18 protein-coding genes are annotated in these 20,747 nt (G+C 69.9%); 8 read left to right on the top strand and 10 right to left on the bottom strand.

Features of this window, described 5'->3' with window-relative positions; translation table 11 throughout:
* Nucleotides 1-490: 490 nt before the first annotated feature.
* The 3 genes from KV205_RS15675 to KV205_RS15665 all read left to right on the top strand — a co-directional run bounded on the left by KV205_RS15675 (nucleotide 491) and on the right by KV205_RS15665 (nucleotide 2,589).
* Nucleotides 491-1,081, top strand: a complete 591-nt coding sequence (locus KV205_RS15675; RefSeq protein ID WP_265864970.1) for a TetR/AcrR family transcriptional regulator — start codon at nucleotides 491-493, stop codon at nucleotides 1,079-1,081.
* A gap of 828 nt (nucleotides 1,082-1,909) precedes the next feature.
* Nucleotides 1,910-2,194, top strand: a complete 285-nt coding sequence (locus KV205_RS15670; RefSeq protein WP_265864969.1) for a hypothetical protein — start codon at nucleotides 1,910-1,912, stop codon at nucleotides 2,192-2,194.
* Nucleotides 2,191-2,589 carry a PIN domain-containing protein gene (locus tag KV205_RS15665; protein WP_265864968.1) on the top strand — a complete coding sequence of 133 codons (399 nt, stop codon included), beginning with the start codon at nucleotides 2,191-2,193 and terminating at the stop codon, nucleotides 2,587-2,589. Before KV205_RS15670 ends, KV205_RS15665 begins: the two co-directional genes overlap by 4 nt.
* A 137-nt stretch (nucleotides 2,590-2,726) precedes the next feature.
* Here KV205_RS15665 and KV205_RS15660 read toward each other — a convergent pair whose 3' ends face one another.
* The 4 genes from KV205_RS15660 to KV205_RS15645 all read right to left on the bottom strand — a co-directional run bounded on the left by KV205_RS15660 (nucleotide 2,727) and on the right by KV205_RS15645 (nucleotide 8,156).
* Nucleotides 2,727-3,962 (bottom strand): acyl-CoA dehydrogenase family protein, encoded by a 1,236-nt coding sequence (locus KV205_RS15660; protein ID WP_265864967.1) that lies wholly within the window; start codon nucleotides 3,960-3,962, stop codon nucleotides 2,727-2,729.
* Between the two features lie 2 nt (nucleotides 3,963-3,964).
* The gene (locus KV205_RS15655) at nucleotides 3,965-4,993 is read right to left on the bottom strand and encodes a phosphotransferase family protein (RefSeq protein ID WP_265864966.1); all 1,029 of its coding nucleotides are present in this window, start codon (nucleotides 4,991-4,993) and stop codon (nucleotides 3,965-3,967) included.
* 97 nt (nucleotides 4,994-5,090) lie between these two features.
* Nucleotides 5,091-6,626, bottom strand: coding sequence for a long-chain fatty acid--CoA ligase (locus tag KV205_RS15650; protein ID WP_265864965.1), 1,536 nt, complete (start codon nucleotides 6,624-6,626; stop codon nucleotides 5,091-5,093).
* Between the two features lie 48 nt (nucleotides 6,627-6,674).
* Complete coding sequence (locus tag KV205_RS15645; protein ID WP_265864964.1) at nucleotides 6,675-8,156, bottom strand: amidase; 1,482 nt, start codon at nucleotides 8,154-8,156, stop codon at nucleotides 6,675-6,677.
* 138 nt (nucleotides 8,157-8,294) lie between these two features.
* On the opposite strand from KV205_RS15645, the gene KV205_RS15640 reads away from it, so the two are divergent.
* The 3 genes from KV205_RS15640 (at nucleotide 8,295) to KV205_RS15630 (ending at nucleotide 10,982) form a co-directional block, all read left to right on the top strand.
* Nucleotides 8,295-8,861, top strand: coding sequence for a TetR/AcrR family transcriptional regulator (locus tag KV205_RS15640; RefSeq protein ID WP_265864963.1), 567 nt, complete (start codon nucleotides 8,295-8,297; stop codon nucleotides 8,859-8,861).
* Nucleotides 8,862-8,979: 118 nt separating this feature from the next.
* Nucleotides 8,980-9,948, top strand: coding sequence for an alpha/beta hydrolase (locus tag KV205_RS15635; RefSeq protein ID WP_265864962.1), 969 nt, complete (start codon nucleotides 8,980-8,982; stop codon nucleotides 9,946-9,948).
* Nucleotides 9,949-9,983: 35 nt separating this feature from the next.
* Nucleotides 9,984-10,982: a helix-turn-helix domain-containing protein gene (locus KV205_RS15630; RefSeq protein WP_265864961.1), complete on the top strand. Its 999-nt coding sequence runs from the start codon at nucleotides 9,984-9,986 to the stop codon at nucleotides 10,980-10,982.
* Nucleotides 10,983-11,296: 314 nt separating this feature from the next.
* On the opposite strand, the gene KV205_RS15625 is transcribed toward KV205_RS15630, so the two are convergent.
* From KV205_RS15625 to KV205_RS15600, 5 genes are all read right to left on the bottom strand, one after another.
* The gene (locus KV205_RS15625; protein ID WP_265864960.1) at nucleotides 11,297-11,800 is read right to left on the bottom strand and encodes a DUF1269 domain-containing protein; all 504 of its coding nucleotides are present in this window, start codon (nucleotides 11,798-11,800) and stop codon (nucleotides 11,297-11,299) included.
* A 25-nt stretch (nucleotides 11,801-11,825) separates the two neighbouring features.
* Entirely contained in the window at nucleotides 11,826-12,467 is a 642-nt protein-coding gene (locus KV205_RS15620; protein ID WP_265864959.1) for a hypothetical protein, read from the bottom strand.
* A gap of 317 nt (nucleotides 12,468-12,784) precedes the next feature.
* Nucleotides 12,785-13,729, bottom strand: a complete 945-nt coding sequence (locus KV205_RS15610) for a YhjD/YihY/BrkB family envelope integrity protein (protein WP_265864958.1) — start codon at nucleotides 13,727-13,729, stop codon at nucleotides 12,785-12,787.
* A 1,040-nt stretch (nucleotides 13,730-14,769) separates the two neighbouring features.
* Nucleotides 14,770-16,098 carry a class I SAM-dependent RNA methyltransferase gene (locus KV205_RS15605; RefSeq protein ID WP_265864957.1) on the bottom strand — a complete coding sequence of 443 codons (1,329 nt, stop codon included), beginning with the start codon at nucleotides 16,096-16,098 and terminating at the stop codon, nucleotides 14,770-14,772.
* Nucleotides 16,099-16,189: 91 nt separating this feature from the next.
* Nucleotides 16,190-18,241 (bottom strand): APC family permease, encoded by a 2,052-nt coding sequence (locus tag KV205_RS15600; RefSeq protein ID WP_265864956.1) that lies wholly within the window; start codon nucleotides 18,239-18,241, stop codon nucleotides 16,190-16,192.
* A gap of 317 nt (nucleotides 18,242-18,558) precedes the next feature.
* On the opposite strand from KV205_RS15600, the gene KV205_RS15595 reads away from it, so the two are divergent.
* Together KV205_RS15595 and KV205_RS15590 are read left to right on the top strand one after the other, a co-directional pair.
* Entirely contained in the window at nucleotides 18,559-19,227 is a 669-nt protein-coding gene (locus tag KV205_RS15595) for a TrkA family potassium uptake protein (RefSeq protein ID WP_265864955.1), read from the top strand.
* Nucleotides 19,227-19,901 (top strand): TrkA family potassium uptake protein, encoded by a 675-nt coding sequence (locus tag KV205_RS15590; protein WP_265864954.1) that lies wholly within the window; start codon nucleotides 19,227-19,229, stop codon nucleotides 19,899-19,901. The genes KV205_RS15595 and KV205_RS15590 overlap by 1 nt, the downstream gene beginning before the upstream one ends.
* A gap of 93 nt (nucleotides 19,902-19,994) precedes the next feature.
* On the opposite strand, the gene KV205_RS15585 is transcribed toward KV205_RS15590, so the two are convergent.
* The gene (locus tag KV205_RS15585) at nucleotides 19,995-20,744 is read right to left on the bottom strand and encodes a DUF3159 domain-containing protein (RefSeq protein ID WP_265864953.1); all 750 of its coding nucleotides are present in this window, start codon (nucleotides 20,742-20,744) and stop codon (nucleotides 19,995-19,997) included.
* Nucleotides 20,745-20,747 lie beyond the last annotated feature (3 nt).

Genomic DNA, 20,747 nt, shown 5'->3' with positions numbered 1-20,747 from the left:
CACCCTCACCTCCGCCGAAGCACCCGCCGACGGGCCCCACTCCTCGAGCTACCCGAACTGGACCAGCGCACGGCCCCCGGTAAGCCCCGGATGAGAACCGGCACCCTCAACGCCGACCGCCTCATCGCCACCGATGCCGGACTGATCGAACGGCCCATCCCCCTTACCGAGATCTGACGCGACACCGTCAACGTCCCCACAGGGCAGCACCGTCCGTCTCGCCGTACCCTTCCGCGGCAAGGGAGGCCGCACCCTCGACCACTGCCACATCGCCGCCCACCTGGGCAGAGCATCCGCGTCGATCCCCTGGCACGGCCGCAAACAGCCGCATGCACAGGTTCGACCGGGGGTGGACCGCAAGGGCGTCCATGGACGTCGCCGTCATTCGCGCGCACGACGAACCCGCCCTCCTATCGACATTTGATGAAGAGAACGTTCTGTCTCATACTGGAAGGAGGCTTCGTCTCACGACCCGACCCGAGGAGGACACATGGCGCGACGACCCGCAGAGGAGACGCGACGGCACATCCTGAAAGTCGCAGGTGACCTCTTCTACTCCCGCGGAGTCCGCGCAGTCGGCATGGACCTGGTGATCAGCAGCGCCAAGGTGGCCAACGCCACCCTCTACCGCCAGTTCGCCACCAAGGACGACCTGGTCACCGCCTACCTCGTCACCCGGAACAAGGAATGGTGGCAGCACCTGCGCGAGACCGCCGCCGCCGCGCCCGACGCCCGCGCACGCATCAAGGTGCTGTTCGACCTCACCCGCCAGGACATGGCCCTCCCCGGCTACCGCGGCTGCGCCACCCTCAACATCACCAGCGAGTTCCCTGAGCAGGACCACCCCGCCCACGCAGCAGCAGTCACGCACAAGGCCGAAGTGCAGGAGTGGCTGTGCGAGCAGCTACGTGAAGCCGGTGACGCCGACCCCCAGGACACTGCTGCAAAGCTCCTGGTCATCCTCGACGGTGCACAAGTCCTGGCAGCCGCCATGGGCACCACCGACCCCGGCGACCACATGGTCGAGCTAGCCGAGCAGCTTCTGGAATCACGACTGCCCCACCCCGACCCCGCTCTCTAGCCCTTCACCGCCACAGACGACGCAAGAACCGCCTTCCCGCGGCGACATCGCCGGTACGGTGTCCTGCGCTCCGGTCCCGCACGCACAGGTTGGAGATCGCGGGAGACGAACCTCTGACGCGGCAGATCGGGCGAGCGAATGGGCCGACACCTCCAGGCCGCGCCCCCTCGAAGACCAGCTCGCCGAGATCGTGCAGGAGGGCACGCTTCGGGGCCAAGCCGCCGACCGCGGACCGACGACCTCCGGCCCTTTCTCGGGCACTGGAGCCCCTACAGCGCCCGAGACTGCAGCCGCCCGGCACCCGCCCCCGCATCACCGACGGTCACAGCCGGGAGGGACGGGGCGAGGCCGGCCGCCACCTCGCCAGCCGGCATCCCGCCCCTTCGAGGGATCCCTGTCATCCGGCCGAGGCTCCGCCTGGCAGCCCGCCGAACCTTTCATGATGCCCCGTCAGAATCCGCGCCGTCCATGCGTCAAACGTGCGTCACGTGCGTCAGATATGCGTCAAGATATCGCCCGTAACGCCCGTAACGCACGTGACGCACATAATGCACACTCGGCAAAGCCGCAGGTCAGCGACCCTTATCGGCAGGCTCAAGGATCGCGACGCACTCGACATGGTGGGTCATCGCAAACATGTAGAGCCAAAACAGGTTGAAGAAAACCGCAGGTCAGGTGGGGCACGCGACGCAAAACGGACGCAAGATCATGTGCGTTACGTGCATGATGGGCGTTACGTGCGATCCCTGACGCGCGACCGGGCAACATTCAGGGCTCCGCACCACCGAGAATCTCGCTGTATAGCATTCGGAATGCCATACTCGTGTTATGGCTGACGAAGACACCGACTTCCCTCCCGGCGACGGCCCCACCAGCGGTATCTCCGTCTCCCTCACGGCCGGCACCTTGCAAGCGATCCGTGAGCGGGTCGGCAGGCGGGGTGTCTCCGCGTATCTGGAGAAGGCCGCGCAGCGGCAGATCGAGCGCGACAACCTGGACGAGCTGATCGCCGACTTCGACAAGACCCACGGCCCCGCCGATCCGGAGGCAGTGGCCGCCAAGCGCGCGAAGCTCACCGGTGGCACCTCCTCCGATGCCGGTGCGGCCGCGTGAGCGGTGCCCTGATCCTGGACAGCGAGGGCCTGGCCAAAGCCGTGCAACGCGACCGCGAGGTCCACGAGTGGCTCACCGCCGCCCGCGACGCCGACCTGCCCGTGATCACCTCAGCCGCGGTACTCGTCGAGGTGATCCACCCCCGGATGAACGACGCCGCCCTCAAATGGACGCTGTCCCGGTTGCGGGTCGAGCCGGCCACCCAGGCCTTCGCCCAGTCCGCCGCCACCCTGTTGCGCGCGGCCGGGCTGCACGGTCACAAGTACGCCATCGACGCCATGCTCTGCGCGACCGCCCTCGCCCACCCCGGCCGCGTCACCATCCTGACGTCCGACGTCGAGGACATGACCATGCTCACCAGCGACCACCCACGTGTGATGGCCGAGAAGATCTGATCCGCGCCGCCGTTACCGCCTACCCCAAGTGCCTCGCGTGGCAGTCTCTGCCTCTTGTGACCGAACCGCCGCGGAGACGGCCCTCGGTGATCGGCCGAGCTCGCCGCCAGGCGGGGAGGACGCCCGGACGTCGGAAGTCATCCGGCATCCTGACGGCGCAGGCCCTCGTGACGGCGCAGCTCGCGTCGGGCCAGGGATCGCCTGTGCACCTCGTCGGGGCCGTCGGCCATGCGCAGGGTCCGTATGCCGGCCCACAGGGAAGCCAGGACGGTGTCCTGGCTCACGCCGGCGGCGCCGTGAGTCTGGATGGCCTTGTCGAGGATCCACTGGACGGTGGTCGGCACGGCGATCTTGATGGCCTGGATCTCCGTGTGGGCGCCGCGGTTTCCGACGGTGTCCATGAGCCAGGCCGCCTTCAGCACCAGAAGTCGCGCCTGTTCGATCCGTACGCGGGCGTCTGCGATCCAGGTCTGCACCACTTCTTGGTCTGCGAGCGGCCCCCCGAAGGCATGACGGTCGAGCGCTCTGCGGCACATCAGCTCCACTGCGCGTTCGGCGATGCCGATCGCGCGCATGCAGTGGTGGATACGGCCCGGGCCGAGCCTGGCCTGGGCCATGGCGAAACCGGCTCCTTCCTCGCCCAGGAGCTGGGCTGTCGGCACGCGCACGTCGTCGAAGCGGACCTCGGCGTGGCCGCCGTGGTCGTCGTCCTCGTAGCCGAAGACCTTCATGCCGCGGACCACGGTCACACCGGGGGTGTCCCGGGGCACGAGGAGCATGCTCTGCTGACGGTGTGGGGCGGCCGCCGGGTCGGTCTTGCCCATCAGGATGAGGAGGCGGCACTCGGGGTTCATCGCACCCGTGATGTACCACTTGCGGCCGTTGATGACGTACTCGTCGCCGTCGCGGTTGATCCGGGTCGTGATGTTGGAGGCGTCGGACGAGGCCACGTCGGGCTCCGTCATGGCGAAGGCCGAGCGAACCTCGCCGGCGAGCAGTGGCTTGAGCCACCGTTCGCGCTGCTCCTCGCTGCCGAACTGGGCGAGCAGCTCCATGTTGCCGGTGTCCGGAGCGGCGCAGTTGAGGGCGGGTGGGGCCAGTTGGATGGATCGGCCCGTGATCTCGGCGAGGGGAGCGTACTGGAGGTTGGTCAGGCCGGCGCCGTGCTCTCCGGGGAGAAAGAGGTTCCACAGCCCGCGCCGCCTCGCTTCGGACTGCAGGGCGGCCACGATGGGCGGGATCGACCAGGGCTGTCGTGTGGGATCAGCGAGCTGGGCCTCCAGTACCGGCTCGGCAGGGTGGACGCACTCGTCCATGAACAGCAGAAGTTGTTCCCGGAGCTCTTCGGTGCGGGCGTCATGCGAGAAGTCCACGATCAGTCCTCCTTGAGCGCGTCGAGGCCGAACCGGACGAAGGGCTCGACGAGTTCGCCGACGCGGTCGAAGCCGTCGCCGACGGTGCCGCCACGCTGGTGGCGGTAGTGGATGCTCTCCAGGACGACGGCGAGCTTGAAGGCGGCCAGGCCGACGTACCAGCTCAGGCGTGAAAGGTCGCGGCCGGATCCCTGGGCGTAGCGTGCGGCCAGTTCGTCCGCCTCCGGGAACCCCTCGGCCAGCACCGTTCCCGGCAGGGCCACGTCGGGGCGGCGGGCCAACGAGGTGTACATCACCAGGAGGCCGAGGTCGGTGAGGGGGTCGCCGAGGGTGGACAGCTCCCAGTCGAGGACGGCCGCGATCCGGTCGTCGGTGTCGACGAGCACGTTGTCCAGGCGGTAGTCGCCGTGGACGAGGGTGGGGGCCGGGGATTCCGGGAGAGTTCGCTCCAACTGGGTACGCAGGGCGTCGACGCCGGGAATGTCCCGGCTGTGGGAGGCCGTCAACTGCCCGGACCACCGACGCAACTGCCGTTCGAGGAAGCCGTCGGGACGGCCGAAGTCACCGAGGCCGACCGCGTCCGGGGCGACGTCGTGCAGGTCGACCAAGGTGTCCACGAGACGCAGGCCGAGCGCGTGCACCCGTCCGGTACCCAGTGCGGCAAGCACGCCGGCGTCTCGGTGGACGGTGCCCTCCACGTACTCCATCAGGTAGAAGGGTGCGCCGATGACGCTGTCGTCCTCGACGAGCGTCACCGTCCCGGGCACAGGGACGCAGGTCGGCCGCAGGGCCGCCATCACACGGTACTCGCGGTTCATGTCGTGGGCCGTGGCCAGGACATGGCCGAGCGGAGGCCGACGGAGCACCCACCGGGAGCTGCCGTCGTCGACCAGGTAGGTGAGGTTGGACTTACCCCCATCCAGGAGACGGGCACGCAACGCGCCGTTCACGGTGCCGGGCAGGTCCGCGTCGAGCCTGGCGCGCAGCTGTGCGAGGTCCACCCCGGGCGGGTTCTGGGACGTGGTGGTCATGAGGGTCCTTCCGTGCATCGGTACATGGGTATGTGAGTACGAGGCGATCGTGATCATCAGGCGGGTGATTCGAGCGGCGACGGAGCCGCCCGGCCGCTCAACGCATGTGCAGCTCGTTCTTGAGGATCTTTCCTGTGGGCCCCTTCGGAAGGGCGTCCAGGACGCGGACCTCGCGCGGGTACTTGTAGGCGGCGAGTCGGTCCCGGCAGTAGGCGACGATCTCGTCCGGGGCCGCGGCAGCTCCGGCAACCAGACTGACGAAGGCGACGACTTCCTCTCCGAGCCGGTCGTCGGACCGTCCCAGGACGGCGGCCTCGGCGACGGCGGGATGGCCGTAGAGGACCTCTTCGACCTCGCGCGGGTAGACGTTGTACCCGCCCCGGATGACGAGGTCCTTCTTGCGGTCGACCAGATGCAGATAGCCGTCGTCGTCGCGGTACCCCAGGTCGCCGGTGTAGAGCCAGCCGTCCCGCAGCGTCTCGGCGGTCTCCGCCGGCCGCTTGTAGTAGCCCTTCATGACGTTGTGGCCGCGAATGGTGATCTCGCCGATGTGGTCGGGACCGGGCGGCAGCACGACGCCCGCCGGGTCGACGATCCGGGTCTCCACGCCCCACAGCGGCTTGCCGATCGAGAGCACCTTGCGCTGCTCGGCGCTGACGTTGAAGGTCGCGGTGCCGGCGGTCTCGGACAGACCGTAGCCCTCCAGCACCACCGCGGTCGGGATTCTCTTCTCGAAGGCCTGGATCACCTCGCCCGGTATGGCCGCTCCGGCCGAGATGCCGACCCGGAGCGAGGACAGATCCCGGCCCGCTACATCGGCGCGCGACAAGTCGACGTACATCGTCGGCACACCGGAGAACACGGTGCACCGGTGACGCTCGACGGCATCGAGGACCGCCGTGGTCTCGAACCGCGGCACCAGCACGACGGTGCCGCCGAAGCGCACCGCGATATTGAGCACGCTCGAAAGGCCGAAGACATGGAAGAGCGGCAGTACGGCGAGACTCACGTCGTCCGCCCGGAAGCCGAACACCTCGCCCGCCACGGTGCAGTTCATGTGGAGCTGGAAGTGAGTGAGCTCCGCTCCCTTGGGTCGGCCGGTGGTCCCGCTGGTGTAGAGCAGGACGGCCGTGTCCTCGGGGCTCGTGGCCGCGATCTCTCCGGAGTCCTCTGCGGCACACAGCTCCACGTAGTCCCGGCCGCCCGCCGCGCGCCACGGCTCACCCACCCCCGCGTCCGGGAAGCTGACCACGTAGACGGCGTCCACACCCGCACGGGCCGCACCGGCCATCGCCCGGGTCGCGCAACCCTCGAAGGTGACGAGCAGGCCGGCGCCGGAGTCCGTCAGCTGGAACGCCGTCTCCGCCTCGCTCAGAAGCGGGTTCAGCGGGACCATGACCAGGCCGGCCTTGAGGATGCCGTAGTACGTGAACAAAAACTCCGGCACGTTGGGCAGTTGGACGGCCACCTTGGCCCCGAGCGGCAAGCCGAGGCCACGCAGGGCGCCGGCCACGCGCCCGGACATCGTGTCCACGTCGGCGTAGGTCAGGGTGTGATCGGCGAAGTGGAGCAGGGGCTTGTCGGGGTGCGAACGGCGGGACTCGCGTAGCGAGGTCACGGCGTTGAAGGTCATGGGTGCTCCTACGGTGGGAATGGACGGCGGTGCGGGTGCCGGTGATGCCTAGAGCGGCGGTTCCTCCTGGGCCCAGGGGCGTTCGGCCTCCAGCTGGGCGGCGAGGGAGAACAGCAGCCCTTCGCCGCCGAGCGGGCCGACGAACTGGACGCCCAGGGGCAGGCCGTGCGGCGTGCGGTGGCCCGGGACCGACATGGCGGGGCGGCCCGTGATGTTGGCGAGTTGGGTGAAGGGGGCCGTGGTGAGGTTGGCGAGGACGACTTGCTTCCACAGGTCCGTCCTGGCGAGCCGCCCCATGAGTCCGAGGCGCGTCAGCAGCCGGCCGGCGGCCTTCATCCAGGCCGGGGTGTCGAGTTCGCCGATCCTGACGGGCGGGCCGCCGAGTGTCGGGGTGAGCAGCAGGTCGTAGCGCTCGTGGAAGTCGGTCAGGGCACGGGCGTGTGCGTTCCGTCGGTCATGGGCGGCGTAGTACTCGGGGGCCGCGATCGACCGGCCGACGGCCGCGAGCAGCAGGGTGTCCGCTTCGAAGTCCCGGGACCGCGCGCCGGTCGTGCGGCGCAGCTCGGCCACGGTGGCCGCGGTGCTGGTGTACCAGGCGGTGAGGAAGTCGAGCGCCAGGCGTTGTCCGTCGATGGTCGGCTCGGCCGGTTCGACGTCGTGGCCCAGCCGCTGCAGGAGCGCGACGGTCTCCTCAACCGCCGCCATGGCTTCGGCGGCGACAGGGGTGCCGATGGGCGAGCGGGTCGTGAAGCCGATACGCAGTCTGCCGGGTGGTCGCCGCACGGCCTGTGCGTACGGGATGCCGGCGCGGCCCGGCAGGTAGGGACCCCCGAGGTCGACCCCCGAGGTGAGGACGTCCAGCATCGCGGCTGTGTCGCGGACGGTGCGCGAGACCACACCCTCGGTGGCCAGCCCCTGCTGGTGTTCCGCGTGGGACGGCCCGGCCGGAAGGACACCCCGTCCGGGCTTGAGGCCGAACAGCCCGCAGCAGGCGGCGGGAATACGGATCGAGCCGCCCCCGTCGTTGGCGCCCGCCACGGGGACGATCCCGGCCGCGACAGCCGCGGCCGAGCCACCCGACGAACCCCCAGGAGTGTGGTCGAGGTTCCAGGGGTTGCGCGTGGGTCCGTTGACCTCGGGTTCCGTGATCGACTTGCAGCCGAACTCCGGCGTGTTGGTCTTGCCGAGGACGACCAGCCCCGCGTCCAGCCACCGCCGGACGACCTCACTGTGCCGGGACGGCACAGAACGCCTCGCGGCGCGCGAGCCGCTGCCGGTCGGCAGGCCGGCGTAGTCCTGGAACAGGTCCTTGATCAGGAACGGCACACCGGCGAGAGGTCCGGCGAGCTCCCCGGTGACGCGCTCCCGCGCGAGGTCGTACATGGGCGTGACGATGGCGTTGAGACGCCCGTTCACTGCCTCCGCCCGCTCCACGGCGACGTCGAGCAGCTCCCCCGGCGAGACCTCCCGCCGGGCGACCAGATCGGCAAGCCCCACCGCGTCATAGCGCCGGTACTCCGAGTACCGCATGGGCATCCACCACCCTAAAACTAGACTGCGTAGTTTTACGGTAGGCTAGCCATGACACGACGGCCAGAACAAGAGCAGGACAAGAACAGGCATCCGATGGCACGCCCCAGCACGAGACTGATCACTCGCGAGCGCATCATGAGCACGGCCCTGCGACTCGTCGACGAGCACGGCCCCGAGGCGCTGTCCGTCAGCCGTATCGCGGCGGAAATCGGCGTCAAAGGCCCCTCGATGTACAACCACATCTCGGGGCGGGACGAGCTCGTCGAGGGCCTCCGTGAGCTGCTCGTCGCCCAGATCGACACGGGGCACGCCGAGCTGCGCCCGTGGACGGTCGCGGCCGAACGCTGGGCGCGGGCCTATCGCACCGTCTTCGCCGCGCACCCCCGTGTGGTGCCGCTGCTGACCGCTCAGCCGGTCGGGTCGGCCGCGACGCTGGAGTCGTACGAGCGGGCCTACGCGGTGTTGCGCGAAGCCCACTGGCCGGAGGCCGAGATCCCGGCCGTCGTCCGGTCCATCGAGTACTTCGTGATCGGCTCGGCTCTCGACCTCATGACGCGCGACCCCGAACAGGCCGAGCTGGCCTTCGAGATCGGCCTTGCCTCCCTCATCAAGGGCCTGAAGGAGCGACTGACCGAGCACGCGGAGGGCCACCGGCGAACGAGTGGGCCGAACCCGCACGACCAAGGCCCCGCTCCCTCCTGAACCGTTCACCACCCGCCGGACAGCGGAAGACTCCCGTCTCCTGGCGGGGTCCGGCCGGGAGGAGGGGCGGGAAGGATCGACCTGCCCGCGGACAAACGGGCAGGTACAAGGAGGAACCGTGACCCCCACTCCCCCGCCGTTCGACCCCGAACTCGCCGCGGCCCTGGCCCTCGTCGCGGACGCGGCCCCGACCGGACTCACCCTCGAATCCCTCGCCGCGCAGCGCGCGGCCACCGACGCACTGCCCTCGACGCTCGACGAACTGCGGGCCCACGGACTGGTCGACACCGAGGAGCTCACCGTTCCCGGCACGGACAGCGTGCCGGAGATTCCGCTCCTGGTCTGCAGGCCGCCCGGCCTGGTCGGTCCAAGGCCAGTCGTGTACTACATGCACGGCGGCGGGATGGTCATGGGCAGCAACCGGCACGGGCTCGACGTCGCCCTGGAGTGGGCCCTCGAACTGGACGCGGTCCTGGTGTCGGTGGAGTACCGTCTCGCCCCCGAGCACCCGCACCCGGCCCCGGTCGAGGACTGTTACACGGGCCTCCTCTGGACGACCGCACACGCCGCGGAGATCGGCGGGGACCCCGGCCGTGTCGTCCTCGCGGGTACGAGCGCCGGCGGCGGGCTCGCCGCCGCCGTGGCGCTGCTCGCCCGCGACCGCAAGGGCCCCGCCGTGGTCGGGCAGGTCCTGATGTGCCCGATGCTCGACGACCGCAATGACACCCCTTCTGCCCACCAGATGGCCGGCCTCGGCCTGTGGGACCGCGCCTCCAACGCGACCGGATGGCGGGCACTCCTCGGCGAACTCGCCCCCGACGTCGAGGTGTCTCCCTACGCCGCACCTGCCCGGTCGGTCGACCTTTCGGGACTGCCGCCGGCCTTCATCGACGTCGGATCGGCGGAGACTTTCCGTGATGAGGACATCGCCTACGCCACCGGAATCTGGCTGGCGGGCGGCGAAGCCGAACTGCACGTGTGGCCAGGAGGCTTCCACGCCTTCGACGCCTTCGCACCCCATGCGGGCCTGTCCCAGGAGGCCCGAACCTCACGGCTGCGCTGGCTCCGCCGACTTCTCGGGGACTGACCGGCCGTCACCGGAGCGGAAGAAGCGAGGAACGCATGGAAGAGCTGGCCGGACGACTGCGCGCCCTGGACCCCGACGCCGAGGCCGCAGTACGCGTGATCGCCTACTACGACCGACTGGTGGAAGGCCGGGCAGGACTGGAAACACTCGTACGCGGAGCAGCGGTGCTGTCCGGCAGCCCCGCCCGCCTGGTCGACGCGCCCCGCCGGGTCCGCATCCGCGTGGAACCCGACGGACGGCGGCGGGACGAGGACGGGCCGGTGAGCGCCGACTGGCCGTCACTCCCCCTGCCCCGCGGCAGCGGCCCGGCCGTCTGGCTGGAGCGCGAGAGATCCGGAACCGTACTGGAGGCCGTGATTCTGGAGCGGGCCGCGGCCGCCATCGGGATCGTCCTCGACCGCAGTCGCGGACGCGCCCCCGCTGCCCCCGATCCCGATGACCCCGCGCTGGTCGAGACGGTTACAGACCCCTCCGCACCTGAGGCGGTCCGGCTGTACGCCGCACGCCGTCTCGGCCTCGACCCGGCCGGCACCGTCCGCGCCCTGGCCCTGCCCGGGAGCCGCCTCCACCTCCAACAGCACCCCTTTCCCGAACTGCCTGCCGGGCGCATCGGCGTGGGACCCGACGGCCCTGTGGAACGGCTGCCGCTCTCGGCCGCCGCGGCCCGCACCGCGCTGCGCTTCACGTCCGAGGACACTCCACAGGACCCGGGCCCGCGCGTCGTCCACGCAGATGAACTCGGCGCTCTCGCACTGCTCGCCGACCGCGCGTACCCGGACGACGCCCCTCCGACGGACCTGAACGCCCTCGACCGGGCCGCGGCCTCCGTACCCCTCCTGCTGCCCACGCTCGCCGCCTGGGCCTGCGCTCACGGACTGCGAGACGCGGCCGGAAAACTACGTGTCCACCACTCGACGCTGCGCGACCGACTCGACCGCGCCCAGTCCCTCCTGGGATGGCCGCTGACCACCCCGCAGGGCCGGCTGCGCCTCCAGCTCGCCCTCGCGCTGCACCGGCTGCGTCGCGTGGACTGATCCGCCGCCTCGTCAGCGCCTCGGACAGTACCTTCCAGCCCGCTTCGTCCCATTCGGGGCTTGGAGAAGACCCCTCGCCGCACGTCAGCCTCTACTCATGGAATCGGCCCTGAACTCACCGCCCCATTCTGGGAACGCTGGGTGGATTCCCCGGACGTGTTGTTCGAACTGGCCGATGTCGTCCTGTGTGACGATGGCCGGTGCCACCGTCAGCCGAGTCGCCGCTGGTGGGAGCACGCCGCCGCGGCCACAGCGGGCAATCCTGACGCGTCGTAGGAGACGACACCGCCCGACGAGACGGCCGGATCCCCAGGTCACCCGGCCGCAGTGGGGCCGGCGAGCTGCTCCGCGAGCTCCCGCTCGCTCTCCTCCGGGAGAGAGGTCTTGAGGACGGTTCCGCCAAAGGGGCCCATCACCGCGGCGAACCTGTCCTCGGTAACCTTGGATGCCATGATCACGACCGCCGACGAGCCAGGCCGGAGGAGTTCTTGGACCTTCCCGCGGAACTTGCCGTCGACGCCCATCTGGTTGAGTTTGCCGATGAGTCCCCCGACGGCGGCGCCCACCACGCCGATCCCCGGGGTGAGGATGATGATGCCGAAGACCATGCCCCACAGGGCGCCGGCCGTGGCCGAGAGGGCTACCTCCCCCTCCTTCTTGGCGGGCGTGTCCACGTGGGTCTTGCCGTCTTCGTCCACCGAGACGACGGCGAGTCCGTTCAGTTCGACGACGTGGTCGTCCCGGAGCCGCTGCACCGCCGCGAACGCCTTGTCGGCGACGGCGCGGTCCTCGTATCCGATGACGATGAGTTCGGACATTCGGGTTCTCCTTGAGGGGTGGCGGTCAGTACCGCTGTGCCTTGGCGAGTTGCGCCGTGAGTACGGGCTCGGCCGGTTGCCGGCTGATGACCAGGGGTTGCCGGCGCTCCCCGGGGGCAAGGTCTTCCTCACCGACGAACTGGGTCTCGACGACCTTCCCGGCGGAGTCCGAGAAGTCGACCTGGACGGCGTAGGAGGCCGTGGCATCGGTCTTGTTGGTGATGGTCACGACGGCGGTCAGCAGACCGCCCGTCTGGGCGCGGGGCTTGCCGGTCAGCGCGACCTCGGCCAGGGCGTTCCCCCGGCCGTCCACGTTCTTCAAGGCGGCCTCGGCCGCTTGGCGCGATCGCTCGATCTCGGCCCCGATCGACGCCTTGCGCGAGGCTTCCCGCGCGGACGCCGAGGCGGCGGCGGACGAGGCGGACGCGCGGGCGGATTCGACGGCCTCGGCGGCGGACGAGGCCAGCGAGGAGGGCGGGACGCCGGAGAAGGAGCCGGTGTCCGGTGCCGTGGGGCGCTCGCTGAAGGTTGGGCCGCCCGTGTCGTCGCCGTCGGACCCGCACGCCACGAGTGTCGTGATGGAGAGCGCGGTGACGACGGCTGCGGCGGCCGCGGTCGCCGCTCGCGCGCGGACCGACCGGTGTGTGCGTGCCGGTGTGGGGTTCACGGTGTCCTTCCTGTGGTGCGGCCGTAGCCGTGGCCGTGTTCAGTACCGCAGCACTCCGGCGATCCGCTCCTGGCCGGTCAGCGTGTCGTCGGGTACGAACCGGACCTCGGCGCCGGTCTCCAGGGCCTGTTCGATGATCTCGTCCACGAAGTCGTCACGCGAGTCGAGATCGGAGGTCCGCGGGTTCCAGGGTGATCGCCGTAGACGGGTACAACGACGCGGCGATGTTCCTCGACCGCCAGGAGCCGGATCCGACCGTCCTCGCCGGTCCTGCTCGCGTGCGCCAGTCATGCGGGTGCCCCGAACCGGGTCGGGTCTCAGGAAGAACCGGGTGTTTCATCCTCCTGACGTCTGCCCAGCCGTGTGCGCCTGCTGTTCCAGTGCAGCCGGACCTGGTCGAGAACGATGTCCCACTCCTGGCGGACCTCGTTGTCGGGAGGTCGCTCGCCGCGGCGGATGCGGTCGAGTTCGACTCCGACTTCGCGGCCGAGGGCGCCGCACGCGACGATGATCAGCATGATGACGAAGAGCGTGGAGATCATCGCGAAGACAGCCCCGACCGGCCCGTACCGGGTTGCGGAGGAACTGAAGAAGCTGGGCAGGTAGGCGGTCGCGCCAACGGCGAAGCCGGCTTCTGCGGCAGCGGCCGCGGCCGCGAACGGAAGCAGGTCTCTCCAGGTGAGTCGCCGAGCACTCAGGAGCCGACCGGTGGCAAGCAGAAACACGGCTGTGAGCGGGGCGGTGAGAAGGGAGGCCCCGACTTCCAGTGGAGGGCGTCCGGTGGAGGCGCGGACCCAGCCGGCGGCAGCCATGTACACGGCCAGCACCAGGATCCACAGCAGGCCGTTGAGTGTGTTGCGCACGCTGAGTGGCTTGAGCTCCCAGGTCTGTTCGAAGAACCGCTGCACCGCGCGGGTGAAGCTCAGCAAGGAGACGGTGAGGAAGACGGTTCCGACGATTCCCACGCCGGTCTCCCCGGACGCGGAGAAGATGGCCGTGACCGCGTCTGCGCCACCGCCGGTGAGGGAGTAGCGTGTGATGATCCGCTCCGCCGTGTCAGCGTGCCGGAAGTGGGACAGGATCGAACCGGAGACGATGGCAAGCGGAACCAAGGCGGTCAGAGCGCTGGACGCCAGGGACATCGCGCGGTCGAATCCCACAACCCTTTGGAAGCGGCTGACGACGCGCAGGACGAAGGCCGGACGTAACCAGAAGGTCAGAGTCCTCACCGCGCGCTCGCGGCGGGTCCGCGTGGTGGTCAACTCGTAGCCCCGGTGTCTCCGATTGCACTGCTGACCACCAGCAAGGCGACGCAGAAGGCGACTACGGGCTCGCCGAACCTGCCGATGACCTGATCGGTGGTCAGCACGCCGATAGGCGGTGGCGCCAGGCCGGGGCCCACAAGCCATCGGTCCCGTGCGGCAGCGTCGCCAGATCGGGCGCCCGCGACCTCCACCCGCGCCAGCTGGGTCCATGAGGGGATGGGATCGAACGTCGTCTCGCTCTGCGTCACGGCTCACGCCTCCGACAGAATTCACGGCCGTGTCACGGCGGACCCGGCGGCCTTCCCTAGTAAGCCGTCAACCGCATCCGGGCGCCCGCCGCGCCACGCGGCCCTGGGCCGAAGGAGTCAACCCGGTCGAGACTCCGAGTCTGCGCCTCACTACCGGAGGCGTGTTCAGGCAAGGCGGCGCCACATACCAGCAATCGAGATCCGCCTCGGTGGAATCCCAGGAGATCGCCGGCGGGTCTACCTGGCAGCACACTGAAGCCGACGGACAGACCGTCGGAGATGGCCCGTCAGCGATTCTCGTGTGATGCAGGCGACGAGTCAGGCTCATACGTCCCGCTGCTCCACCTCGCTGAGAACCGTCGCCACTGTGGCGAAGCCACCAAGGCACAGAGCATCTCCTCGGCCAGCTCGTCCCGGTGCGCCAGGCTTGCGGCCGAGCCGAGAAGCGTGGTCGGCGAGTCTGCAGGTAGTGGGTGACGGGCTTGCCGAGCCTGGTGGCGCGGGTGGTGGCCGTCTGGATGACGGACTCCGAGTGGCACACGGCGTCACGGAAAGTCACTACCCAGAGGCGAACGCGCGGAGTCTGCTAACGGCGCGGCTGCCTTTCTCCCTGCCCTTCGCGGAGCACACCGCACACGGGTGAGCGCTGCGCGCCTGGCGGTCACCCATTGCACGTGACGACCCGTCAGAGACTGCGCCGTTCATGCGTCAAACGTGCGTCACGTGCGTCAGATATGCGTCAAGATATCGCCCGTAACGCACGTGACGCACACTCGGCAAAGCCGCAGGTCAGCGACCCTTATCGGCAGGCTCAAGGATCGCGACGCACTCGACATGGTGGGTCATCGGGAACAGGTCGAACACCCGCAGCGTCCGCACTCGGTAGCCGCCCTCGCGGAAGTAGGCGAGGTCGCGGGCGAGGGCGGCCGGGTCGCAGGCGACGTAGGCGATGCGGCGGGCGCCGAGGGCGGCGAGGTGGTGGACGGTCTGCTTGCCGGCGCCGGCGCGCGGGGGGTCGAGGACGATGAGGTCGACGTCGGTGATGCCGGTGCGCGGGAGGACGGACTCGACCTTGCCCTGTTCGATGCGGACGCGGGGGAAGTCGGCGAGGTTGTGGCGGGCGTCCTCGACCGCGCGCTTGCCGGACTCGATGCCGAGGACCGCGCCCTGGTCGCCGACGCGGTCGGCGAGGGCGCCCGCGAAGAGGCCGACGCCGCAGTAGAGGTCGAGGGCGGTCTCGCCCTTGCGGGGGGTCAGGCCCTGCATGACGGCGAGCATCAGGGTCTGCGCGGCCTTCGGGTGGACCTGCCAGAAGCCGCCGCTGCCCACGCGGTAGGTGCGGTCGTCGGCGCGTTCGCGGACGAAGGGGCGGCCGTGGACGCGGTGGACGCCGCCGTCCTTCTCGCCGACGCGCATCACGGAGACGGGCTTGTCGAGCTCGACGATGGGGAGCCGGGCGCCCGGGCGCGGGGTCAGGATGACCTGGCGGTCCTGGGAGCCGGTCGCCGCGATGGCCTCGATCGAGGCCATGCCCTCCCAGGTGCGGCTCTCGATGCCGAGCTCGGAGACGCCCTCGGCGGCGATCATGCAGTGGTCGATCACCTCAACGTCGTGCGAGCGGTGCTTGCGCAGGCCCACCCGGCCGTCGGCGTCGATCGCGTACTGCACGCGGGTGCGCCACTGCGGGACCTGGCCGGCGGGGAGCTTGTCGCCCTCGGCGGGCACGACCGTGCCGTCCCAGCCGGCCTCCTCCGGGGTGAGCCCGGCGAGCCGCTTGAGCTGCTCGGCGACCACCTCGCCCTTGAGCCGGCGCTGCGCGCCCGGCTTGGCGTGCTGCCAGTCGCAGCCGCCGCACTTGCCCGGGCCCGCGAAGGGGCACGGCGCCTCGATGCGGTCCTTGGAGGCGTCCAGGATCTCGACCGCGTCGGCGCGCAGGAAGCGGGAGGTCTCCTCGCCCTCGGTGACCCGGGCGACGACCCGCTCGCCGGGCAGCGCGTGGCGCACGAAGAGGACGCGGCCGCCCTCGGTGCGGGCGATGCAGTGGCCGCCGTGGGCGACCGGGCCGACCTCGACCTCGTACTCCTCCCCGATCAGGGACTTCACAGGGGTGTTCTGCATGATCGGGGGCTCCCAGGGCGCAAGGAAAGGAAATGAGATGAAGAGTGGGCTGCTGTTCTCGACAGCAGCCCACCAGTCTAGTTCTTCTTTTCTAGTTGTTCTTTCCCGCCGGTTCCTTGCGGACCTTCTCCACCGGGCCGCGGCGCACCGAACCCGGCGCGTTCCACTCCGAGCGCTTGCGGGCCCGCTTCTTCGCGGCCTCGGAGGACTGGAGCTGGTACGGCACCGAGGTCACCATCACGCCTGGCGTGAACAGCAGCCGGCCCTTGAGGCGCAGCGCGCTCTGGTTGTGCAGCAGGTGCTCGTACCAGTGGCCGACCACGTACTCCGGGATGTAGACGGAGACGGCGTCGCGCGGGCTCTCCTGGCGCAGGGTCTTCACGTACTCGATGACCGGCCGGGTGATCTCGCGGTACGGCGAGTCGAGGATCTTCAGCGGCACGTTGATGCCGCGCCGCTCCCACTCCTCCTTCAGCGCCTTGGTCTCCACCGGGTCGACGTTGACGCTCACCGCCTCCAGCTCGCCGGCGTGCATGAGCTTGGCGTAGGCGAGGGCGCGCAGGGTGGGCTTGTGCAGCTTGGAGACGAGGACGACGGAGCGGACCCGGGAGGGCCGCACGTACTCGTCGGGGCGCTCCTCGGCGGCGGCGATCTCGGCGGCCACGGAGTCGTAGTGGCGGCGGATCGCGGTCATCGTCACGTAGAAGATCACCATGCCGAGCAGGGCGACCCAGGCGCCGTGGGTGAACTTGGTGGCGAGGACGACGACCAGGACGAGGCCGGTGAAGAAGGCGCCGAAGGCGTTGATCGCGCGGGAGCGGATCATGTGGCGGCGCTTGGCCGTGTCGCGCTCGGTCTTCAGGTGCCGGTTCCAGTGCCGGACCATGCCGATCTGGCTGAGCGTGAAGGAGACGAAGACGCCGACGATGTACAGCTGGATCAGGCGCGTCGAGTCGGCGCCGTAGATCCAGACGAGGAGGGCGGCGGCGCCGGCGAGCAGCACGATGCCGTTGGAGAAGGCGAGGCGGTCGCCGCGGGTGTGCAGCTGGCGCGGCAGGTAGCGGTCCTGGGCGAGGATCGAGCCGAGGAGCGGGAAGCCGTTGTACGCGGTGTTGGCGGCCAGGAAGAGGACGAGCGCGGTGGCGGCGGCGAGCAGGACGAAGAAGAACGTTCCGTCGCCGAACACGGCGGCGGCGACCTGCGAGATGACCGGGTCCTGGACGTAGCCCGCCCCGAGCGGGACGCCGTTGTTCAGCAGGTCCTCTCCCGGGTTCTCGGCCATCCGGACGTCGGTGGCCATGGCCAGGAAGATGATGCCGCAGAACATGGTGACGGCGAGGCCGCCCATGAGGGCCAGGGTGGTGGCGGCGTTCTTCGACTTGGGCTTGCGGAAGGCGGGCACGCCGTTGGAGATGGCCTCGACGCCGGTGAGGGCGGCGCAGCCGGAGGAGAAGGCGCGCAGCAGCAGGAAGACCAGCGCGAAGCCGGCGAGTCCGCCGTGCTCGGCCTTGATCTCGAAGCCGGCGGTGGGGGCCTGCATGTCGTCGCCGAGGACCAGGCCGCGCCAGGCACCCCAGATGATCATGACGAAGACGCCGAAGACGAAGATGTACGTGGGGATGGCGAAGAGGCCGCCGGACTCCTTCACGCCGCGCAGGTTCATCAGGGTGAGCAGGATGATCACCGCGACGGCCGAGGCCACCTTGTGCTCGACGACGAAGGGGACGGCGGAGCCGAGGTTCTCGATGCCGGAGGAGATCGAGACGGCGACGGTGAGGACGTAGTCGACGAGCAGGGCGCTCGCGACGGTCAGTCCGGCCTTCGGTCCGAGGTTGGTGGTGGCGACCTCGTAGTCGCCGCCGCCGCTGGGGTACGCGTGCACGTTCTGCCGGTACGAGGCGACGACCGTGAACATCAGCACCACGACCGCGAGCGCGATCCACGGGCTGAAGTGGTAGGCCGACAGGCCCGCGACGGAGAGGACGAGCAGCACCTCACCCGGTGCGTACGCCACCGAGGACAGCGGGTCGGAGGCGAACACGGGAAGGGCGATCCGCTTGGGAAGAAGGGTCTCGCCGAGCTTGTCGCTGCGCAGGGCCCGTCCGATGAGGATCCGTTTGGGCACGTCGGTCAGTTTGGACACAACAGAGGATCGTAAGCGTTCGAAACCGGCCACGCCGACCATCACCCCGATCCGCACGGAATCTCCTGTGTCGCCACCTCGGATGGCCGCATGGTGATCCTGGATGGCCGCGTGGTGACGTCGAACGGCCGCGTGGTGACCTCGAACGGCCGCAGCGCGACCTCGGATGGGTCGCCGTGGATGGTGCCGCATAAGCTCGGACGGACAGCATGGACCGGAGTGAAGCCGGGTAGGTGGCCGCAGACGCGGCCGGGAAAGTTGTGAGCAGGGTGTTTTCGCAGGTCAGCAAGACGATCAGGAGTGCGGGGTAAGGGGACGTGCACATCGTCATCATGGGCTGCGGGCGAGTGGGAGCCGCTCTCGCGCAGACCCTCGAACAGCAGGGGCACACCGTCGCGGTCGTGGACCAGGACCCGACGGCGTTCCGCCGCCTGGGCTCGGGGTTCGGCGGCCGCCGGGTGACCGGCGTGGGCTTCGACCAGGACACGCTGCGCGAGGCGGGCATCGAGGAGGCCGGGGCCTTCGCCGCCGTCAGCAGCGGCGACAACTCGAACATCATCGCCGCGCGGGTCGCCCGCGAGATGTTCGGCATCGAGAACGTGGCCGCGCGGATCTACGACCCGCGGCGCGCCGAGGTCTACCAGCGCCTCGGCATCCCGACGGTCGCGACGGTCCGCTGGACCGCCGACCAGATGCTGCGCCGGCTGCTGCCCTCGGGCGCGGAGCCGCTGTGGCGTGACCCGAGCGGCGGCGTGCAGCTCGCCGAGGTGCACACCTCGCCGTCGTGGATCGGGCACAAGATCAGCCGGCTGCAGGACGAGACCGGCGTGCGCGTGGCCTTCCTCACCCGGCTGGGCGAAGCGATCATCCCGTCCTCGCAGACGGTGCTGCAGGAGGGCGACCTCGTGCACGTGATGATGCGGACGGACGAGATCGCCAAGGTCGAGGCGGCCTTCGCCGAGGGTCCCGAGGAGGGCGGTCACTGATGCGTGTCGCTATTGCCGGCGCCGGCGCGGTGGGCCGTTCCATCGCGGGCGAGCTCCTGGAGAACGGCCACGAGGTCCTCCTCATCGACAAGGCACCGACCGCCATCTCGGTGGAGCGGGTGCCGCAGGCGGAGTGGCTGCTCGCCGACGCCTGCGAGATCACCTCGCTGGACGAGGCGGCGCTGCAGCGCTGCAACGTCGTGATCGCGGCGACCGGCGACGACAAGGTGAACCTGGTCGTCTCGCTGCTCGCCAAGACCGAGTACGGCGTGCCGCGGGTGGTCGCCCGGGTCAACAACCCGAAGAACGAGTGGCTGTTCAACGAGGCGTGGGGCGTGGACGTCGCCGTCTCGACGCCGCGTCTGATGTCGGCCCTGGTCGAGGAGGCGGTGAGCGTCGGCGACCTGGTCCGGCTGCTGCGCTTCAGCCACGGCGACGCCAACCTGGTCGAGCTGACCCTGCCGCCGGAGTCGGCGATCGCGGGGACCCAGGTCGGCGAGGTGGCCTGGCCGCAGGACACCTCCCTGGTCACCATCATCCGCGGCTCCCGGGTGCTCACCCCGAGCCCGGAGGAGACCCTGGAGGCGGGCGACGAGCTGCTGTTCGTGGCCACCCAGGCCCGCGAGGAGCAGCTGGAGGAGCTGCTCTCGGTCCGCCGCGAGGACGCCGAGTAGCCGAGCCGCCTCGGCGCTGGCGTGGACGTACGGGAAGGGGCCCGGGACCTGTGACAGGTCCCGGGCCCCTTCCCGTACGTCCACGTCAGCGGGCTAGCCGTCCGTACGGCCCTGAGCCGCGGCCTTGCGGGCCTTCTCGGCCTCCTTCTCGGCCTGCTCCTCGGCCTCCATCTCCGCGAACACGTCGATCGGCGGCGGTGCCTTGGCGAGGAAGACCCAGGTCAGATAGACCGCGAGCAGGAACGGCGGGATCTTCAGGGCGACCAGGACCCAGCCGAGCTGGGTGGTGTCGGCCCACCAGTAGAGCGGGAAGAGGATCGCGCACTTGGCGAGCAGGATCAGGCCCCAGGCCCAGCTGGCCTTCGCGTACGCCTTCTTGCGGCCCGGGTTGCGGGTGCGCCAGGAGAGGTTCTCCTTGAAGACCGGGCCGAGGATCAGACCGATCAGCGGCACGCCGGCCAGCGTCGTGATGATGTACGCCAGGGCCAGGCCGAGGGTGTACAGCATGCCCGGCAGATAGAAGTCCTTGGCGTTGCCGGTCATCATCGCGAAGACGACACCGAAGGCGACGCCGAAGACGCCGCTGAAGGCGTGCTTGACGGTGTCGCGGCGGATCAGGCGCACGGCCACGAGGGCCAGCGAGACGCCGAGCGCGGCGATCGCCGAGAAGTGCAGGTTCTTGTTGATCGTGTAGATCGTGACGAAGAGCAGCCCGGGCAGGACCGTCTCCACCATGCCGCGCACGCCGCCGAAGGCCTCGAAGAGGGCGGCCTCGGTCACCGCCTTGCCGGCCTGGCCGGCCGGGGCGTCCCTGTCGGTGGTCGGCTTGTCGACTGACGTCACCGG

This window comes from Streptomyces sp. SKN60 (assembly GCF_026236535.1).
Classification (GTDB): domain Bacteria; phylum Actinomycetota; class Actinomycetes; order Streptomycetales; family Streptomycetaceae; genus Streptomyces.
This window is presented reverse-complemented; position numbering and strand designations above follow the sequence as displayed.